Origin of the sequence: Malonomonas rubra (assembly GCF_003247215.1) — a bacterium.
GTDB lineage: Bacteria > Desulfobacterota > Desulfuromonadia > Desulfuromonadales > Geopsychrobacteraceae > Malonomonas > Malonomonas rubra_A.
The window spans coordinates 1-14,961 of record NZ_QKAP01000136.1 but is presented as its reverse complement, the minus strand read 5'-3'; the positions used below and the strand labels follow the sequence as shown (position 1 = coordinate 14,961).

Here is a 14,961-nt window from a genome sequence, read left to right as displayed (position 1 = left end):
TCGATGGATACACTTATACCCACTCCACCAACGTCTGTGTGTTGAATATCGCTCAGGCAAAGATGCTCTTGTTTGAAGGGCAGCTGCTTTACGAAATCGGGCTTTCGGCAATGCTGCATGACATCGGCAAATTTTTCGTTTCTACAGAAATCCTGTAGAAGGAAAGTGCGGTGACCGATAAAGAATGGGCCATCATTCAGCAGCACGCGCAACTTGGCGGCGAGTACCTGGTCAATACCCCTGGCATTCCAAGGCTTGCAGTCATCACCGCCTATGAACATCATAGGAGTTACAACAACGGATCATAGGAGTTACAACAACGGCTTACCCGCAATTTCCTCAACAACCTGAGTAAGATAGACCATAGGGCCCTCACCTGAAGCTCACGCCACCCTGCTACTTGCGATCAAACACCCTAAAGTGCTATACAGTCGCAATTCATTTTGAAGTTACGACTTCACCGATAAAAGGATTGTGGCATGAGCGAAGACACAAAAAAAGTCATCTATTCGATGATGCAGGTCAGCAAGCATCACAACAAGCAACCGATCATCAAGGATATCTCCCTCTCTTACTTTTATGGCGCCAAGATCGGCGTGCTCGGCCTGAACGGTTCCGGCAAATCGACCCTGCTGCGGATCATGGCCGGAGTCGACAAGGAATTCAACGGTGAAGCGGTGCTCTCCGAAGGTTACAGTGTTGGGTACCTGGAGCAGGAACCACGACTTAACAACGATAAAACAGTCCGCGAAGTGGTCAAGGAAGGTGTGCAAGAGGTGGTCGACCTGCTCGCCGAATTCGAGGAGATCAACAACGCCTTCGCCGATCCGGACTGCGACATGGACAAACTGCTCGCCCGTCAGGCACAGGTGCAGGATAAGCTGGATGCTGCCGATGCCTGGGATCTCGACTCCCGCCTTGAGCTGGCCGAAGAGGCTCTGCGCTGCCCGGCCCCCGACACCCCGGTCAAGGTACTTTCTGGAGGTGAGAAGCGACGCGTCGCACTCTGCCGTTTGCTGTTGCGCAAACCGGACATCCTGCTACTCGACGAGCCGACCAACCACCTCGACGCCGAAACCGTCGCCTGGCTGGAGCAGCATCTGCAGCGCTACCAGGGCACGGTCATTGCCGTAACCCACGACCGTTACTTTCTCGACAACGTCGCTGGCTGGATTCTCGAACTAGACCGCGGCCATGGCATCCCTTGGAAAGGCAACTACTCCAGCTGGCTGGAACAAAAAAAGGAGCGGCTGCGCAAAGAGGAAAAAGCGGAGAGCAAGCGCCAGCAAACCCTGCAACGAGAGCTCGAATGGATCCGCATGAGCCCCAAAGGGCGACATGCCAAATCCCAGGCGCGGATCAACTCCTACGAGAAGCTGCTTGGCAACGAAGGGCTAGAAAAAGAGAAGAAGCTCGAACTCTACATCCCGCCAGGTCCACGTTTGGGCAATGTGGTGGTCGAAGCACAAAAGGTATGCAAAGGGTTTGATAACAAGCTGTTGATCGATAACCTCAACATCCACCTGCCACCGGGCGGCATCGTCGGCGTCATTGGCCCCAACGGCGCAGGCAAGTCGACCCTTTTCAAGATGATCACCGGCCAAGAGTCGGTCGATTCCGGAAGCTTCGTGGTCGGCGAAACGGTACAACTAGGCTATGTCGATCAGGGGCGCGAACTTGACTCCGACAAAACCATCTTCGAGGAGGTTTGCGGCGGTCAGGAGCAGATCATGCTCGGCGGACAGTCGGTCAACGGTCGCGCCTACGTCGCCCGTTTCAACTTTTCCGGTTCCGACCAGCAGAAAAAGATCGGCGTGCTCTCCGGTGGGGAGCGCAACAGGGTGCATCTTGCCAAAATGTTGCGCGAGGAAGCGAACGTATTGTTGCTCGACGAGCCAACCAACGACCTCGACGTCAACACCCTGCGGGCATTGGAAGAAGGTCTGGAGAACTTCGGCGGCTGCGCGGTGGTGATTAGCCACGACCGCTGGTTTTTGGACAGAATAGCCACTCATATCCTCGCCTTTGAGGGCGATTCACAGGTGGTCTGGTTCGAAGGGAACTATTCGGAATACGAAGAAGACCGCAAAAAAAGGCTCGGCAAGGATGCCGATCAGCCGCATCGGATCAAGTACCGTGACTTGATCCGGCAGTAAAACTTGCTAGCAACAACGAAAGAAGGCTCTCCACTTGCAATAGTGGGGAGCCTTTCTATTTCTATCTCGCAAACAATAGATCAGGATGCCGACGAGCAAACCACTGGACATCACAATTACCGATTTTGGGGAAAGCCCCACCTTATTGGTCCGTGGCGTACCCTAAACGTCGGCAGAGCAGTCCCGCCCTACGACCCGGTTACGCCCCTCTTCTTTAGCCTGATAAAGAGCCTCGTCAGCCCTCCGTAACGCGTTTTTGATTCCTTCCACCGGATTATAACAACAGGTCACTCCGAAGCTTGCCGTTATGGCCAACGTGTGGTTACTACAGATAAATGGTGCCTTGGTCAATTCAAAGCGAATCCGTTCTGCTGACACCAATGCCCCTGGAAAATCTACGTCAGGAATGATCGCAAGAAACTCCTCCCCGCCGTAGCGTCCAAAAATATCGTATTCCCGCAGGCAATTTCCAACCCGCCGGCTCATTTCACATAAAACCTGATCACCGACCTGGTGCCCATAAGTATCATTGATCTTTTTGAAATGGTCCAAATCAATCATAATGACGCCAAGACTGTTACCGGTTTCTATTGCACTACGCCTCTCCATACGCGACAGTTCTTCATCTGCCCGGTTGAGAATCGCTCCGCGATTGAATGCTCCGGTCAGTGGATCGCTAATTGCCATCTGCTGAAGCCGGAGAAGGAGATTTTTCAACTGTCTGGCTCCTAAATAGACAACTACGTAGGAAAGCGCGAAAACAAACAGGAGGATGGATCCCAGGATCAGCAGCGAAACAGTCACACGCTGGTTAATTTCCTGGCGATAACGGGTAACATCGAGATAAAGTTCAAAGCTGCCAGCAACCTGTTTATCCGCATTGTAGATAGGCAGATAGGTCTCAACGACATCAACATCGAAACGCTGCTCTTCCGCCAAGTCAATAACCTTGTCTTTTCTTTCCTGCTGGGAATCAATCCAGCCACTCAGAGCCCGGTCGAGACGGGGATTCTCGACAACCAGTTTGCCAATGATTTGCGCGTCGGTGCTATAGACAATAACCCGGTTCAGGTCAAAGACCTTGATCTTGACTATTTCGAAAGGGTGAAGGAACTTGCGAACTTGCTCATTGAACAGTGCTATCCCGTCCGGGTTGAGAGCGACATTGTCTGCCCCGCGACTAAACAGATACTCTTTATGTTCCTCGACCATAACGGAGGCGATCCGAACAGCGTCGTCCTCCGCAGTGTGCAGCACGTCTCCCACCGCCTGACGATAAATACCGATGCCAGTCAAGGACAGAATGGCCAGCATCGCGGCCATCCCTATAATGACCAGCAGTCGCAAAAGGTTATTTGGATCCCGATCGAGACGGTTCAAAGAAAATATTTCGTGTTCAGCCACACTGCCCCCCACAAAAAATTACAATCTATTAATTATTATCTACTAGTTGGCTGAAATCAAGAAAAAAGTACCCTAGAAAACATGATCAGAAAATCGGGTCGGAAAACGCCCGCAGGTTATATTTCAGCGCGATCTCCCTTGTCCCGGCCCGTTTTGCTCCCAGCGGGTATCGTTTAGAAAAGAAGTAAAAAAATCGACCAGACAGTCGGCGACATGGTCTTCATCCTCATGCCCAGCCTGAATGAAATAGTCGACCAGCGAAGAATCAATTGAGAGGTTGATCGTCAGCTGTTTAGCCATACCCCCTTTTTCCGCCAGATATCAGATTATAGCCGTAGTGAGTAAAAAAACCTCTGCCCCGGTCGCAACTGAAAGGTTGGCAAAGCGATTTCCGGGGCACTGAACAAGCCACCACCACTCAACCGAAGGCGCAAACTGTGTTGGCCCGCCGGTAACGGGACGCGGACCAGCGTCAGGCGCCCCGGCAATGTCTGCCAGCAGCGGGTGTCCGGTTCTTCGAGCAGGAACAGGGAGACCCGTACTACCGCCTCTGCAGCTCGGCCATGTTCATTGCCAACATTCTGTGAGATCGCTTCCTTGGCCGCCACTCGCGCCGTTTCCTTGGCGATAATTGCCACCTTGCGCTGTTCCAACGATTGCGCTGCGATAGCGGCCAGATCGGTCGACAACTGGGGCAGCTGCGGATGAGCCGGCAACAACCGGGTCTGTACCGCCGCAATTCGAGAGTCGGGATAGTACGGAAAGGAGAAACGGATCGACGGAGGCACAACCACGTTGCCCGGCCTCTTTTTCGGGATCCGGCCGGTGGCAATAAACAACACTAGCTCCCCGTCACCTTCTGGCAACGGCTGGGGCAGGCTCGCTTCGAACCGTTTGACCTCATCGATCAAACCAAGCCTGTTGCCGAGCTGCACCAGATCAGCAGCTACCGGAGTCATGGAAGGCAAATCTTCCGCCAGCCGGAGATAGACCAGATTGGCATCGTTGTCTTCCCCAACATTGGCAAAGCTGAGCGCCATCAACCCGCGGGTGAAATAATCGCTCTTGAGCGCCTGCGGATAACGTAAATAGATCTCCAGCGCCTGCCTTGCCTCAACATACGCGCTTTCGTACTCGCCGAGCAGAAGGAAATTCATCATCTGGTAGGTATGCACCCAGAGCCGTTCGCTGTACTCCCCTTTGTAGCGCAGCAACCACTCGCTGGTTACCAGGCTGCCGAGTTGCTCACTGAGGCTGAGCCGCTCAAATTCTTCAATCTGCGCGGCGGCCTGCAACAGGACTTCGCTGCTTTCCCGATAGCGACCGAGTTGATGCAAGACCGCTCCCCGCTCCATCTGGAACAGCAGCTGGTTGCGCTTGCCGAACCAGTCCCCCCGCTCAAGAAGCGACAGCGCGGCTTCCGGCTGGTCGGCATAAAATTGCTCAGCTGCCTTGTTCAACCTGCCGGCACAACCGCACAGCCCGATCAACAGTACACAGAGGAGAAAAATACGAAAGCCGGACCGACCCAAAGGTGCCAGCCCGGCTTTGCTTGCAACAGTGCTCACGAAAACGTCCTGTTGTCAAATCACCAGCCGATGAACGGCTTCGAAGCCTCGCGGATCACTTCGGTACTGTCGGCCCATTCGATCAGTCCGCTCTCGATATCGGTCAGCTCCATGTTCAGGCTGTAGTACTGCAGGGTGTGTTTGGTCAGGCGAAACTGCGGCTCCTCTTTTTTGCGGATCGAGCGAAGGGTGCCGGTCAGCATGTAGCTGGCCCCAACCTGTTTTGCCTTTTGGATCCGGGTTTCGGCGGCGACGTTGCCGCCATACTGATAGCTGGTTTCTGCTTCGATGTTCTTGCGCTGGGTTTCGTTGATCATGCGCACCCTACCACTCTGCACCAGCGTTTGGCGAATGTCATCACTGATTCCCGAGGTCGAGATATGCTCGCTGGTCCGGTTGGCGATGCCGTAGACGATCAGCACCGGCCGACCGGTCGCGCGCACCAGCGGATGGTTGCTGAGCAGCGAGTGGACCATATCATCGACAATCGCCTTCTTATCGGAGAAATGGTAGCCTTCGTCGTAAATCACCTTTTCGTCCGGCGCAACCTCCCGAGTCGTCACTGAACAGCCCGCCAGAAACAGGAGCAGGAACAGTCCGCCCCAAAACAGCAGTCTCTTTTTCATCGCTTTAATCTCCCATAAATCCGGCCAGATCGTTTCTGACCTGTTGGCTGATTTTTTTGATCTCGTCAGGAGCGTAAGGCTTAGGTGGATGCTGCCCCCAGACCGGCCCCGGCCAGCTCGGATCGGTGGTGCTGCGGCCGACATGATGCAGATGCAATTGCCGAACGATATTGCCCAACGCACCTATATTCAGTTTATCAAACTGGAAGGTCATTGACATCCAGCGTCCAAGCAGTGCCGACTCCTGCCAGAGTTCGCGCTGGTCCTCCCCGTTCAGTTGGTAGACCTCGCTGATGTCCTTGCGGCGCGGCACCAGAATGAACCAAGGGTAAGTCGAATCATTGAACAACAATAATCGGGAGATCGGGAAGTCCCCCAGCATGATGCAATCGTTCTGCAAGCGTGGATCGAGTTCGAACATGGCTAACTCCTTCGGATCAACCAGCAATTGTGAATCCGCGGGTTGCGTTCAAAATCGTAGGGGATGGTGCGATTGCCGAGATTTTCGATCTGCAGTTCGGCCAACGTCTTTAGATCCATTTTGAAATTACGCAGGTTATTTGAAAAGATCAGCGTCCCCCCTGCCGCCAGTAACTTCATTGCGTTACGCAGCAGTTCGACATGATCGCGCTGGATATCGAAGTTGCCGTCCATCGATTTGGAGTTGGAAAAGGTCGGCGGATCGAGGAAGATCAGGTCGAAGCTGCCGGCCCGGTTGTCCTGCTCGGCATCCAGCCAGGCCAGGCAATCAGCCTGAATCAGCTCCTCATCATCCGGATCGAAGCCGTTCAGGGCGATATTCTTCTCTGCCCACTCCAGATAGGTGCGCGACATATCGACAGTCGTGGTTTCCATCGCACCGCCGACCAGGGCATGCACGGTCGCCGCTCCGGTGTAGGCGAACAGATTAAGAAACCGGGTGCCGCCCGCCAACTGCTGGATCAGCTGCCGGGTCGGCCGGTGATCGATAAACAGCCCGGTGTCGAGATAGTCGGTCAGGTTGACCAGGAACTTGCAGTTCCCTTCGCGCACCTCCTTGAGGACGCCTCGCTTGGCCTGCTTCTGATACTGTTTGGTTCCTTTTTGCTGCTGGCGCACCTTCAGATGAATCTTGTCCGGCATGACATCGAGCATTTGCGGCAAGGCATCCTGCACCTCCTGCAAGCGTTGCGCGGCCTTCTTGGCATCGATACTTTTCGGTGCCCGGTATTCCTGCAGATGCACCTCGTCGCCATAGATATCGACCGCCACCGCATATTCCGGCAGGTCGGCATCGTAGAGCCGGTAGCAGTCAAGTCCCTCTTTTTTTGCCCACTTCTGGTACTTCTTCAGATTTTTGCGCAGCCGATTGGCGAACATCTCGGCACCGGGCGAAAGTTCCTTCTTCACCGCCCTTCCGGCCCCCTCAGCCAACGACTGCCAGCGGTTCTTTTCGTCCAACTCGAACTGCAACAGCTGACATTTGAGCGCACCGTTATAGAGGGTGTTGATCTTCCCGGCGCGCAGACCGATCGCCCTCCCCAGTTGCGGGTTTGAGGTAATCACCGCCGCTTTCCAGCCCCGACACTGGGTTGCCAGCTTTTCACCGAGCAGGTTATAGAGAGCCGGCAGTTCACTTTCTACCCCGAGCCGCTCGCCGTAGGGCGGGTTGGCAACCAGCAGCCCAGTCTCGCTTCCCGCCGGAGAGCTGAATTCACGCAGGGTGCGCTTTTCGAAATGGATCAGCTTGTTTAGCCCGGCATTCTGCGCATGCTGCCAGGCAAACTTGATCGCCCGGCCGTCGGTATCGTAGCCGACAATCGGGCCTTGTTTGTGCTGCAGTCCTGCGTGCTGACGCTGCAACGCTTCTTCACGCAACTGCTGCCAAAGCTCTCCATCATGCTGCCGCCAACCGAGAAAGCCAAAATAATCGCGCAGCAGCCCCGGTGCTGTGTCAGTAGCAATCAGGGCGGCTTCCAGCGGCAAGGTGCCGGAACCACACATTGGGTCAACCAGCGCGCCCCCTGCGGCAGCAATTTCCGGCCAACCACCGCGAATCAGGATTGCCGCCGCCAGGTTCTCTTTCAGCGGCGCATGCACGCCGTCGATCCGGTAGCCGCGCCGGTGCAAACTGTCACCGGAAAGATCGATACTGAGCGTCGCCTGATCCTTGAGGATGTGCAAGTTGATGCGCAGATCGGGCTGCTCGACCGAAACCGACGGCCGCTCGCCATTCCGAGTCCGGAACTGGTCGACGATGGCATCTTTAACCCGCAGGGCACCGTAACGGGAATGGGTAATGCTGGAACGCACCGTGGTGCAATCGATGGCGAAGCTGCTCGTCACGGCAAAATGCTGCGACCAGTCAATCTTCTGCACCTCGCGATAGAGGCTGTCGGTGTCGAGGGCGGCAAAGGAAGCAAGCGGCAGCAACACCCGGCTGGCTAGGCGTGACCAGAGGCAAAGCCGGTAAGCGGTCTGCAGACTACCGGAGAAACGCACCCCGGCCCGCTCCTCCTTAACCTCTGCAGCGCCCAGTTCAATTAGTTCAGCCGCCAGCAAGGGCTCTAACCCGAGGGCGGCTGTAGTAAAAAATTGTTGTTTTGGCATCGACAACTTTCTTGAAAATAATGTCGGAGCGAATTGGCGAGTCGCTCCGACGATTTAACTCTAAATTTTCCGTAGCTGCAAAGCCTGATCACCAAGCTGTTCATTGGCCTGGGTCAAAGCGGCCTCACCAGCAAGCACAGAAACAGCGCTCTGTCCCTGCTGCAGATAAGTCTGCACGACGCGCGACAAAGCCGCGACATCGACCGTCAGCAGCTTCGCTCTCATCCGGTTGCGCATCTCCAGGGTCATCCCCTGACGCAGGTTGGCGAACTCCTGAGCCCCGGCCCCCGCCGGCGAAAGCGGCTTGTCGAGATCGCTGAAGACTGCCAGGATCGCCTCTTTGAGCGACTCGGCGCTGAACTTCCCACTAGTAGCCCACTCGATCGCCTGGTCATAAACCTGCAGGGTGCGCAGCAGGTGCGGGTCGCGATAGGAAAGCATGGAGAAGGTTCCCGCTTCGGAGTTGTAGCTCGCCAGCCCGCCGTATGCCCCGCCCTTCTCGCGAATTTCCCGGTGCAAGAACTCGGCACGCAGCAGCTTCGACAAAACAGTCAACGCAGCGCTGTCAGGGTGGGTATAAGGCACGGCCCGGAAAACCCGGGTGACATAGTTGACCGGAATGGACCAGACAAACCCTTGCCGCTGCGGCTGCAAATCAAGCGGACTATCCTGGCAAGCGGCTTTCTCAATCGCTTCCGGCAACTGTTTGAACAATTCGGCCAGTCCGCTCCGAAACGGCTCAAAATTGCTCTGTTCGACTGTTACTGCCACCTTCATTCCGGCCCGACAGAACAGCTGGCGGGCGATCTGCCGTAACTGCTCGGCCAACGGCTTCAGTTCCCCCGGTGACTTGGCGGCAAACTTCCTGATCACTGCCACCTGGCTTAACCCCGACCACTGCTCACGCCACCAGCCGATCGGCGACAGGCAGGCGGCTGCGGTGCGAGCGGCGTAGGTATGTCCCGACTGGGGAACCGAGTTCTCCAGTGAAACCTTCAGCTGATTCAAAACTGTGTGAATCCGTTCCTGATCGGTAAAATCCGGAGATAACAGCACATCGCGCAACAGCTCGAACAGCGGCTGACAGTTGCGCACCAGCGCTTTCCCTTTCAGCTCAAAGCTGGAGATGTAACCGTCGAGGTTGTTCGGATCATCCAGCAACGAAGTGCGGGCAGATATCCCGCCGGTGACCGCCTCCAGTCGCTCGGCCATCTGTAGGTAATCACGCTCGCCAGCCCCGACCTGGGTCAGCAGGCTGCTGAAAATAGGCAGATAGTTTAGCTGTTCTTCGCTCAACCCGGACAGGCCGAAGTTCAACGCCACAGTGCCGATGCCGTTGGTTGGCTGATCGAACCAGCAGCAGTTGACGCCTTGCAGCTGCTGCTGCTCCACGGCGACGGCCGGTTCTTCGGGAGGGATATCGCTCAGCTCCAAGGTCGGCAGGCAGGAGAGGTCTTCCGGCTCTTCCTGGGCCTTTTTCAACGCTAGGCCCTGCTCAACCAGCTCTTGTTTTTCCGCATCGCTCAAGCGGGCACTGATCTTGTCCAGCTCGGCCCGAACCTGCGCATCCTGCTTGGGCCCTAATTCGGTGTCCGGCTGCAGCAACAAGGTAACCCGATGCGGGTTGTCGAGCAGGCGACGGCGGATCAGGTTCTCAAAAAACGGCCCCTGATCCAGCTCCCGCTTCAACCGCTCCAGGTTTTCATCGAAGTTGAGCGCAGCTAACGGATCGCCGCCATGAATCCAGGGGCCCATCAACCGCATCAGCAGCAACAGCGCGTAAGGATAGCTGTCGCCGGTGACCTCGCGGTTGGAGAATTCCATCCGGTGAATAACGCCATCGACCCGTTCCCGCGAGAAACCTTCTTGCGCAACCTGCTCAAGCGTTTCCAGCAGTAGTGCCTCGATGGCATCCCGTTGCTGCGGATCTGTTCCCTGAAGCCCAGCGGCAAAATAGGTACTGCGATTATCGTCATGATAACCGACTCCCGGCGCAAGATTCGCTCCGAGGCCCGAATCGAGCAGCGCCTTGTAGAGCGGCGCGGCCGGGTTGCCGAGCAGCAAGGTCGAGAGCAGCGACATTGCCAGCCGTTCGAAACTGTCGTTGATGTCGTTGGCCAGCCAGGCGACCTGCACCATCGAACGTTTCTCCAGAAGTTCCCCCTGATCAAGAGGATAGCGTTCGGTAACCTGCTTCGGTTCTTTCAGTAATTGTTCGGCGGGGACTTCGCTGTCCAGTTCCAAACGCTCAAACCTCGCCAGCACCCGGTCTTCCACCGTGGCGAGCAGCGTGGGTAGGTCAAGGTTGCCGGAGCTGAAGAACCAGGAATTGCTCGGGTGATAGTAGCGGGCGTGAAAATCGCGCAGCTGCTGCCAGGTCAGGTTCGGGATATCGGACGGCTCGCCACCGGAATTGTGTCGGTAGGTGGTGGTAGGATAAAGGTGTCGTCCCAGCCGCCGGGAGAGCAGCGAAGAGGGGTCGGACATCGCCCCTTTCATCTCGTTGTACACCACCCCTTTGTATTCAAGTGGCGACTGCGGGTTATCGGTTTCGGCGAACTCCAGCCGATGACCTTCCTGACGGAAATCACGTTCGGTCAGGTTCGGGAAAAAGGCCGCATCGAGATAGATTTCTAGCAGATTTTGAAAATCCTTCCGGTTCATACTGGAGAACGGATAGAGCGTCCAGTCGCTGGCGGTCATCGCGTTCATAAAGCTGTTGAGGCTGCGCTTGAGCATGGAAAAAAACGGATCGCGCACCGGGAATCGTTTCGACCCGCAGAGCGCGGTATGTTCCAGAATATGTGCAACCCCAGTCGAATCATCTGGCGGTGTTCGAAAACCGACCGCGAACAGGTGGTTGTCATCTTCCCGCTCAAGGTGCATAAAACGCGCCCCGGTGTTCTGATGCTGCAGGCGGATCATCGTGGCATTAATTGTCGGCAGCGGATCGATCCGTTCAACGGTAAAACCGTAAAGCGTCTGTCCCGGGGTTAACTTCTGTGCACTCATACTAAAATCCTGTCGAAAGGAAACCTTGAATTGCGGTTACAGGCCATAGGGAGAGGATAACCAAGTTAGTCGCAGTTTGCCACTGCCGCAGCGGATTTTCTCCAGCAGCCGCGTGGCTAGGGAAAGATATACGATTCACTCAAGAACCGCAACTATCGTGCAAAATGTATTCGTTATCCGTGAATTTCCACCCCCTGTTCCTGCCAACGTACCACAAGTTGATAGATCAGGCCGACCCCTGCAAACAGGGCTCCAGCAAACAACAAGGCCAACAGATCGGCGAATCCGAGTGGTACTATTTTAAACACCGGCGCCAACGGGGTGTACATCAGCAGAGCCTGCAGACAGAGGGACAGCAGGCCCGCCGACCAGACCCAGCGGTTGGCGAAAAAAGGTACCTGGTAGCTATTGCGAATAATGAAGGTGAGAATCACTTCGTACAGAACCACGAAGTTGAACACCATCGTCTGGGCATGGACTAAGTCGGCTTCACTCTCCGAGGTTCCACCATACTGATGAAAGATAAGCAGCGCCAGTAAACTTCCGACCGTGCCGAGCACGCCGAGCAGTGTCAGTTTGCTCGTCGGCAGCATCCCTTCCTTGCTCGGCTTCGGCTTGCGCTGCATGATATCGGTCCCGTAAGGATCGATGCTGTAAGCCAACGCCGGAGCACCGTCGGTCACCATATTGATCCAGAGCAGCAGGATTGCTGTCAACGGAAGGTTCATGCCGAACAGGGCTGCGCAAAAGATGATCAACACTTCGCCGAGATTGCCGGAGAGCAGCAGCATGATCGATTTCTGAATATTGTCGTAAATCCCCCGCCCCTCTTCGATGGCGTTGACGATATGGGTAAAACTATCGTCGAGCAGCACAAGGTCGGAGGCCTCTTTGGCAACCTCGGTCCCGCTGCCGACCGCAACGCCGATGTTCGCTTTCTTCAGAGCCGGAGCATCGTTGACGCCATCACCGGTCATTGCCACCGTCTTGCCCATCTGCTGTAAGGCGTCGATGATCTGCTGTTTGTGCTCCGGGGCGACGCGGGAGAAGATATTGACATCCTGCTGTAGCGCAGTCTGCAATGCCAGCAAATCCATCCCGGCCAACTCTTCCCCGCTTAAACACTTCCCCTCGATACCGATCTCTTTCCCGATCGCCTTAGCGGTCTCGTCGTAATCGCCGGTAATCATGATCACCCGGATCCCCGCCTGCCTGGTTTTCCGTATCGATTCCACCACATCCGGCCGTGGAGGATCAATCATCGCTTGCAAACCGATGAAGGTCAATTCCTGCTCGCAAAGCTGGTTTCCAGTCCGGCGGGCGAAACCGAGCACCCGCAACGCTTGCGAGGCGTATCGTGCATTCTGCTGCACAATCGTTTGCCGCCACGCATCTGTTAACGGTTCCTCCCGCCCAGCAACCAGAATGTTGCTACAACGTGCCAGCAACTGATTGAGAGCCCCTTTGCAATAGCTGACTTCGCTCCCCTCTTCACCAACCAGAACAGTCATCAGCTTCCGCTCGGAACTGAACGGTAACTCTGTGCGCCGACTACGCATATCTGTAACCCCGACCTTTGCCGCGCTGGTCAGCAACGCTGCCTCGGTCGGGTCGCCGGTCACCTGCCAGTACCCCTGTCCCTGATGCAACGATGCGTTGTTGCAGAGCTGGCCACAAGCAAACAACTCCTCGACCACTGCCCCATTAACATCCCCTTCCGGCACATAGCCGGTGCCACCCAACGTAACTTCGCCAGCAGCGGTCCAGCCATAGCGAACTGTCATCTGGTTGGCGGTAAGTGTGCCGGTCTTATCGGTACAGATGACATCACAACTACCAAGCGTTTCGACCGAGGAGAGATTCCGCACCAGCGCCTTTTTATCGAGCAGGCGTTTAACCCCGACACTCAGAGCGATGGTTACCACCGCTGGCAACGCTGTCGGCACCGCCGCAACAGCCAGGCTGATGGCGATCAAGATCAGGGCTAGGAACGATTCACTGGAAAAGCCATTGGCGAAATAATCCTTGTAAAAGAACAGTGCAAACACAATCAAACATATAGTTATAATCACATAACTGAGCTTCCTGCCGAACTGATCGAGCCGGCGCTGTAGCGGGGTCTGGAGTTCTTCCGCTTCTTTGACCAGCTCGGTGATTTTGCCAAGCTCGGTCTGCATCCCGGTTGCCACTACCAGCGCGCGGCTGTTGCCGGTCACCAAAGTGGTCGCCGAATAGAGCATATTGCGTCGATCGCCAAGCGGCACGACCTGGTTAAGGGTCGCGGCTGACTTCTCCACCGGCACGCTCTCGCCGGTCAAGGCCGACTCTTCGACTTTAAGCTGCACCGCCTCGATGATCCGCAAATCGGCCGGAACTCGGTCTCCCGATTTCAGTTGGACGACATCTCCCGGCACCAATTCGCTCGCCTCGATCACCTGCGGATATCCGTTACGCAGCACCGTCGCTTGAACTGTGCTAATCTTTTTCAGCGCCTCCAACGACTTGTGGGCACTCAGCTCCTGATAAAAGCCGATAACCGCATTCGCCAGTAGGATAATTAAAATTACGATCGAGTCGACATATTCGCCGATCAACACCGAAAAAACGACCGCGAACAACAGGATATAGATGATAAAACTTCTAAATTGGCTGATAAAAATTAGCAGCGGGTTTAGGCGGGTTTTGGTCTCCAGCCGATTCGGCCCGTACTTCAGCAGCCGCCTCTCGGCTTCATCTGCGCTGAGCCCGTGGGAACCAGTTTCCAGTTGCTGAACGAGGTCATCCAACTGAGTTTGATAGTAATCCATTTCCCCCCCGGCCGCCAAAGATGATGAACATCTATCAAAGATTAGCAGATTGTCCTTGAATTTTTTTCAGAATTCCGCGGCAAGCAGGTCGAGCAGCGCCTCCTTTGTCAATTTTTCAGCAACCCGGTCACCAAGTCCAGCGTCATCAAAGCGCCGGTACAGGTCAAAGCGCGGACTGCGACTGCCGTCGTCATTCTTCATGCTTTTGCTAGCGATGATGCCAATTTCAGCCAGTTGCGGTTGAGCGCAGGAATTCGGGCAACCAGAGATCGCCACTGTTTTTTTGTACAAACCTGCACCAAACCTCTTTTGTAAAGATCTGGCCAGATCACGTGTCGCACAGAGTCCCATCCGGCATTCGTGACTGCCAGGGCAGACCCGCAATACGGAAGCAGGCAGATCAAGATCTTTAAAGCTCACTGCTAGTGCACCGAGCAACTGCTCTCGCTCGTGCCGGCTGTTCGGCAGCAATGCCAGATCCTGGTCAGTCGTAACCAGCAGATACGCTAGCCCGGCATCCTCGGCCAAGGTAACCAGCTTGGACAACGTCGATGCCGGCAGCTCCCCAGCAAACACCGGGATAATCATCTTCAGATCATTCTGCACTTCATTGACAGGTAACAGATTTTTCGGGTACGCATCGTTAAAAGCAATTTGCGACGCCGAGGCCAACTCTTCAGCCAAGATCTGCCGAAAAGCCTCTTCCCCAAGAGCTGCAATCAAGGTTTTCAGCCTTTTTGGGGGGGCGACATTGGCGCAATAAACTCTGATTACTGCCTCGATTAACGGCAACAGTTCT

General features: G+C 55.4%; 10 protein-coding genes and 1 pseudogene. 2 read left to right on the top strand and 9 right to left on the bottom strand.

Features of this window, described 5'->3' with window-relative positions; genetic code table 11:
* The first annotated feature begins 170 nt into the window (after positions 1 to 170).
* Entirely contained in the window at positions 171 to 308 is a 138-nt protein-coding gene (locus Q7J88_RS14195) for a hypothetical protein (RefSeq protein ID WP_303722894.1), read from the top strand.
* Between the two features lie 171 nt (positions 309 to 479).
* Positions 480 to 2,156 (top strand): energy-dependent translational throttle protein EttA, encoded by a 1,677-nt coding sequence (ettA, locus tag Q7J88_RS14190; RefSeq protein ID WP_303722893.1) that lies wholly within the window; start codon positions 480 to 482, stop codon positions 2,154 to 2,156.
* Positions 2,157 to 2,318: 162 nt separating this feature from the next.
* Here ettA and Q7J88_RS14185 read toward each other — a convergent pair whose 3' ends face one another.
* From Q7J88_RS14185 to Q7J88_RS14145, 9 genes and pseudogenes are all read right to left on the bottom strand, one after another.
* Entirely contained in the window at positions 2,319 to 3,560 is a 1,242-nt protein-coding gene (locus Q7J88_RS14185) for a GGDEF domain-containing protein (RefSeq protein WP_303722892.1), read from the bottom strand.
* 123 nt (positions 3,561 to 3,683) lie between these two features.
* The gene (locus tag Q7J88_RS14180; RefSeq protein ID WP_303722891.1) at positions 3,684 to 3,860 is read right to left on the bottom strand and encodes a hypothetical protein; all 177 of its coding nucleotides are present in this window, start codon (positions 3,858 to 3,860) and stop codon (positions 3,684 to 3,686) included.
* A 26-nt stretch (positions 3,861 to 3,886) separates the two neighbouring features.
* Entirely contained in the window at positions 3,887 to 5,128 is a 1,242-nt protein-coding gene (locus tag Q7J88_RS14175; protein WP_303722890.1) for a COG3014 family protein, read from the bottom strand.
* A 20-nt stretch (positions 5,129 to 5,148) separates the two neighbouring features.
* The gene (locus tag Q7J88_RS14170) at positions 5,149 to 5,754 is read right to left on the bottom strand and encodes a penicillin-binding protein activator LpoB (RefSeq protein ID WP_303722889.1); all 606 of its coding nucleotides are present in this window, start codon (positions 5,752 to 5,754) and stop codon (positions 5,149 to 5,151) included.
* Positions 5,755 to 5,758: 4 nt separating this feature from the next.
* Positions 5,759 to 6,175: an HIT domain-containing protein gene (locus Q7J88_RS14165; RefSeq protein ID WP_303722888.1), complete on the bottom strand. Its 417-nt coding sequence runs from the start codon at positions 6,173 to 6,175 to the stop codon at positions 5,759 to 5,761.
* A gap of 2 nt (positions 6,176 to 6,177) precedes the next feature.
* Complete coding sequence (gene rlmKL, locus Q7J88_RS14160) at positions 6,178 to 8,343, bottom strand: bifunctional 23S rRNA (guanine(2069)-N(7))-methyltransferase RlmK/23S rRNA (guanine(2445)-N(2))-methyltransferase RlmL (RefSeq protein WP_303722887.1); 2,166 nt, start codon at positions 8,341 to 8,343, stop codon at positions 6,178 to 6,180.
* A gap of 60 nt (positions 8,344 to 8,403) precedes the next feature.
* Positions 8,404 to 11,355 carry an insulinase family protein gene (locus Q7J88_RS14155; RefSeq protein WP_303722886.1) on the bottom strand — a complete coding sequence of 984 codons (2,952 nt, stop codon included), beginning with the start codon at positions 11,353 to 11,355 and terminating at the stop codon, positions 8,404 to 8,406.
* 173 nt (positions 11,356 to 11,528) lie between these two features.
* Positions 11,529 to 14,162 (bottom strand): cation-translocating P-type ATPase, encoded by a 2,634-nt coding sequence (locus tag Q7J88_RS14150; RefSeq protein ID WP_303722885.1) that lies wholly within the window; start codon positions 14,160 to 14,162, stop codon positions 11,529 to 11,531.
* A 66-nt stretch (positions 14,163 to 14,228) separates the two neighbouring features.
* Positions 14,229 to 14,961 (bottom strand): annotated as a pseudogene (locus Q7J88_RS14145) (nitrite/sulfite reductase); the annotation flags it as partial.

Coding starts and splice junctions, on each gene's coding strand:
- Q7J88_RS14150 (WP_303722885.1), bottom strand. CDS start 14,162: ATGGATTACTATCAAACTCAGTTGGATGACCTCGTTCAGCAACTGGAA.
- ettA (WP_303722893.1), top strand. CDS start 480: ATGAGCGAAGACACAAAAAAAGTCATCTATTCGATGATGCAGGTCAGC.
- Q7J88_RS14165 (WP_303722888.1), bottom strand. CDS start 6,175: ATGTTCGAACTCGATCCACGCTTGCAGAACGATTGCATCATGCTGGGG.
- Q7J88_RS14180 (WP_303722891.1), bottom strand. CDS start 3,860: ATGGCTAAACAGCTGACGATCAACCTCTCAATTGATTCTTCGCTGGTC.
- Q7J88_RS14170 (WP_303722889.1), bottom strand. CDS start 5,754: ATGAAAAAGAGACTGCTGTTTTGGGGCGGACTGTTCCTGCTCCTGTTT.
- rlmKL (WP_303722887.1), bottom strand. CDS start 8,343: ATGCCAAAACAACAATTTTTTACTACAGCCGCCCTCGGGTTAGAGCCC.
- Q7J88_RS14155 (WP_303722886.1), bottom strand. CDS start 11,355: ATGAGTGCACAGAAGTTAACCCCGGGACAGACGCTTTACGGTTTTACC.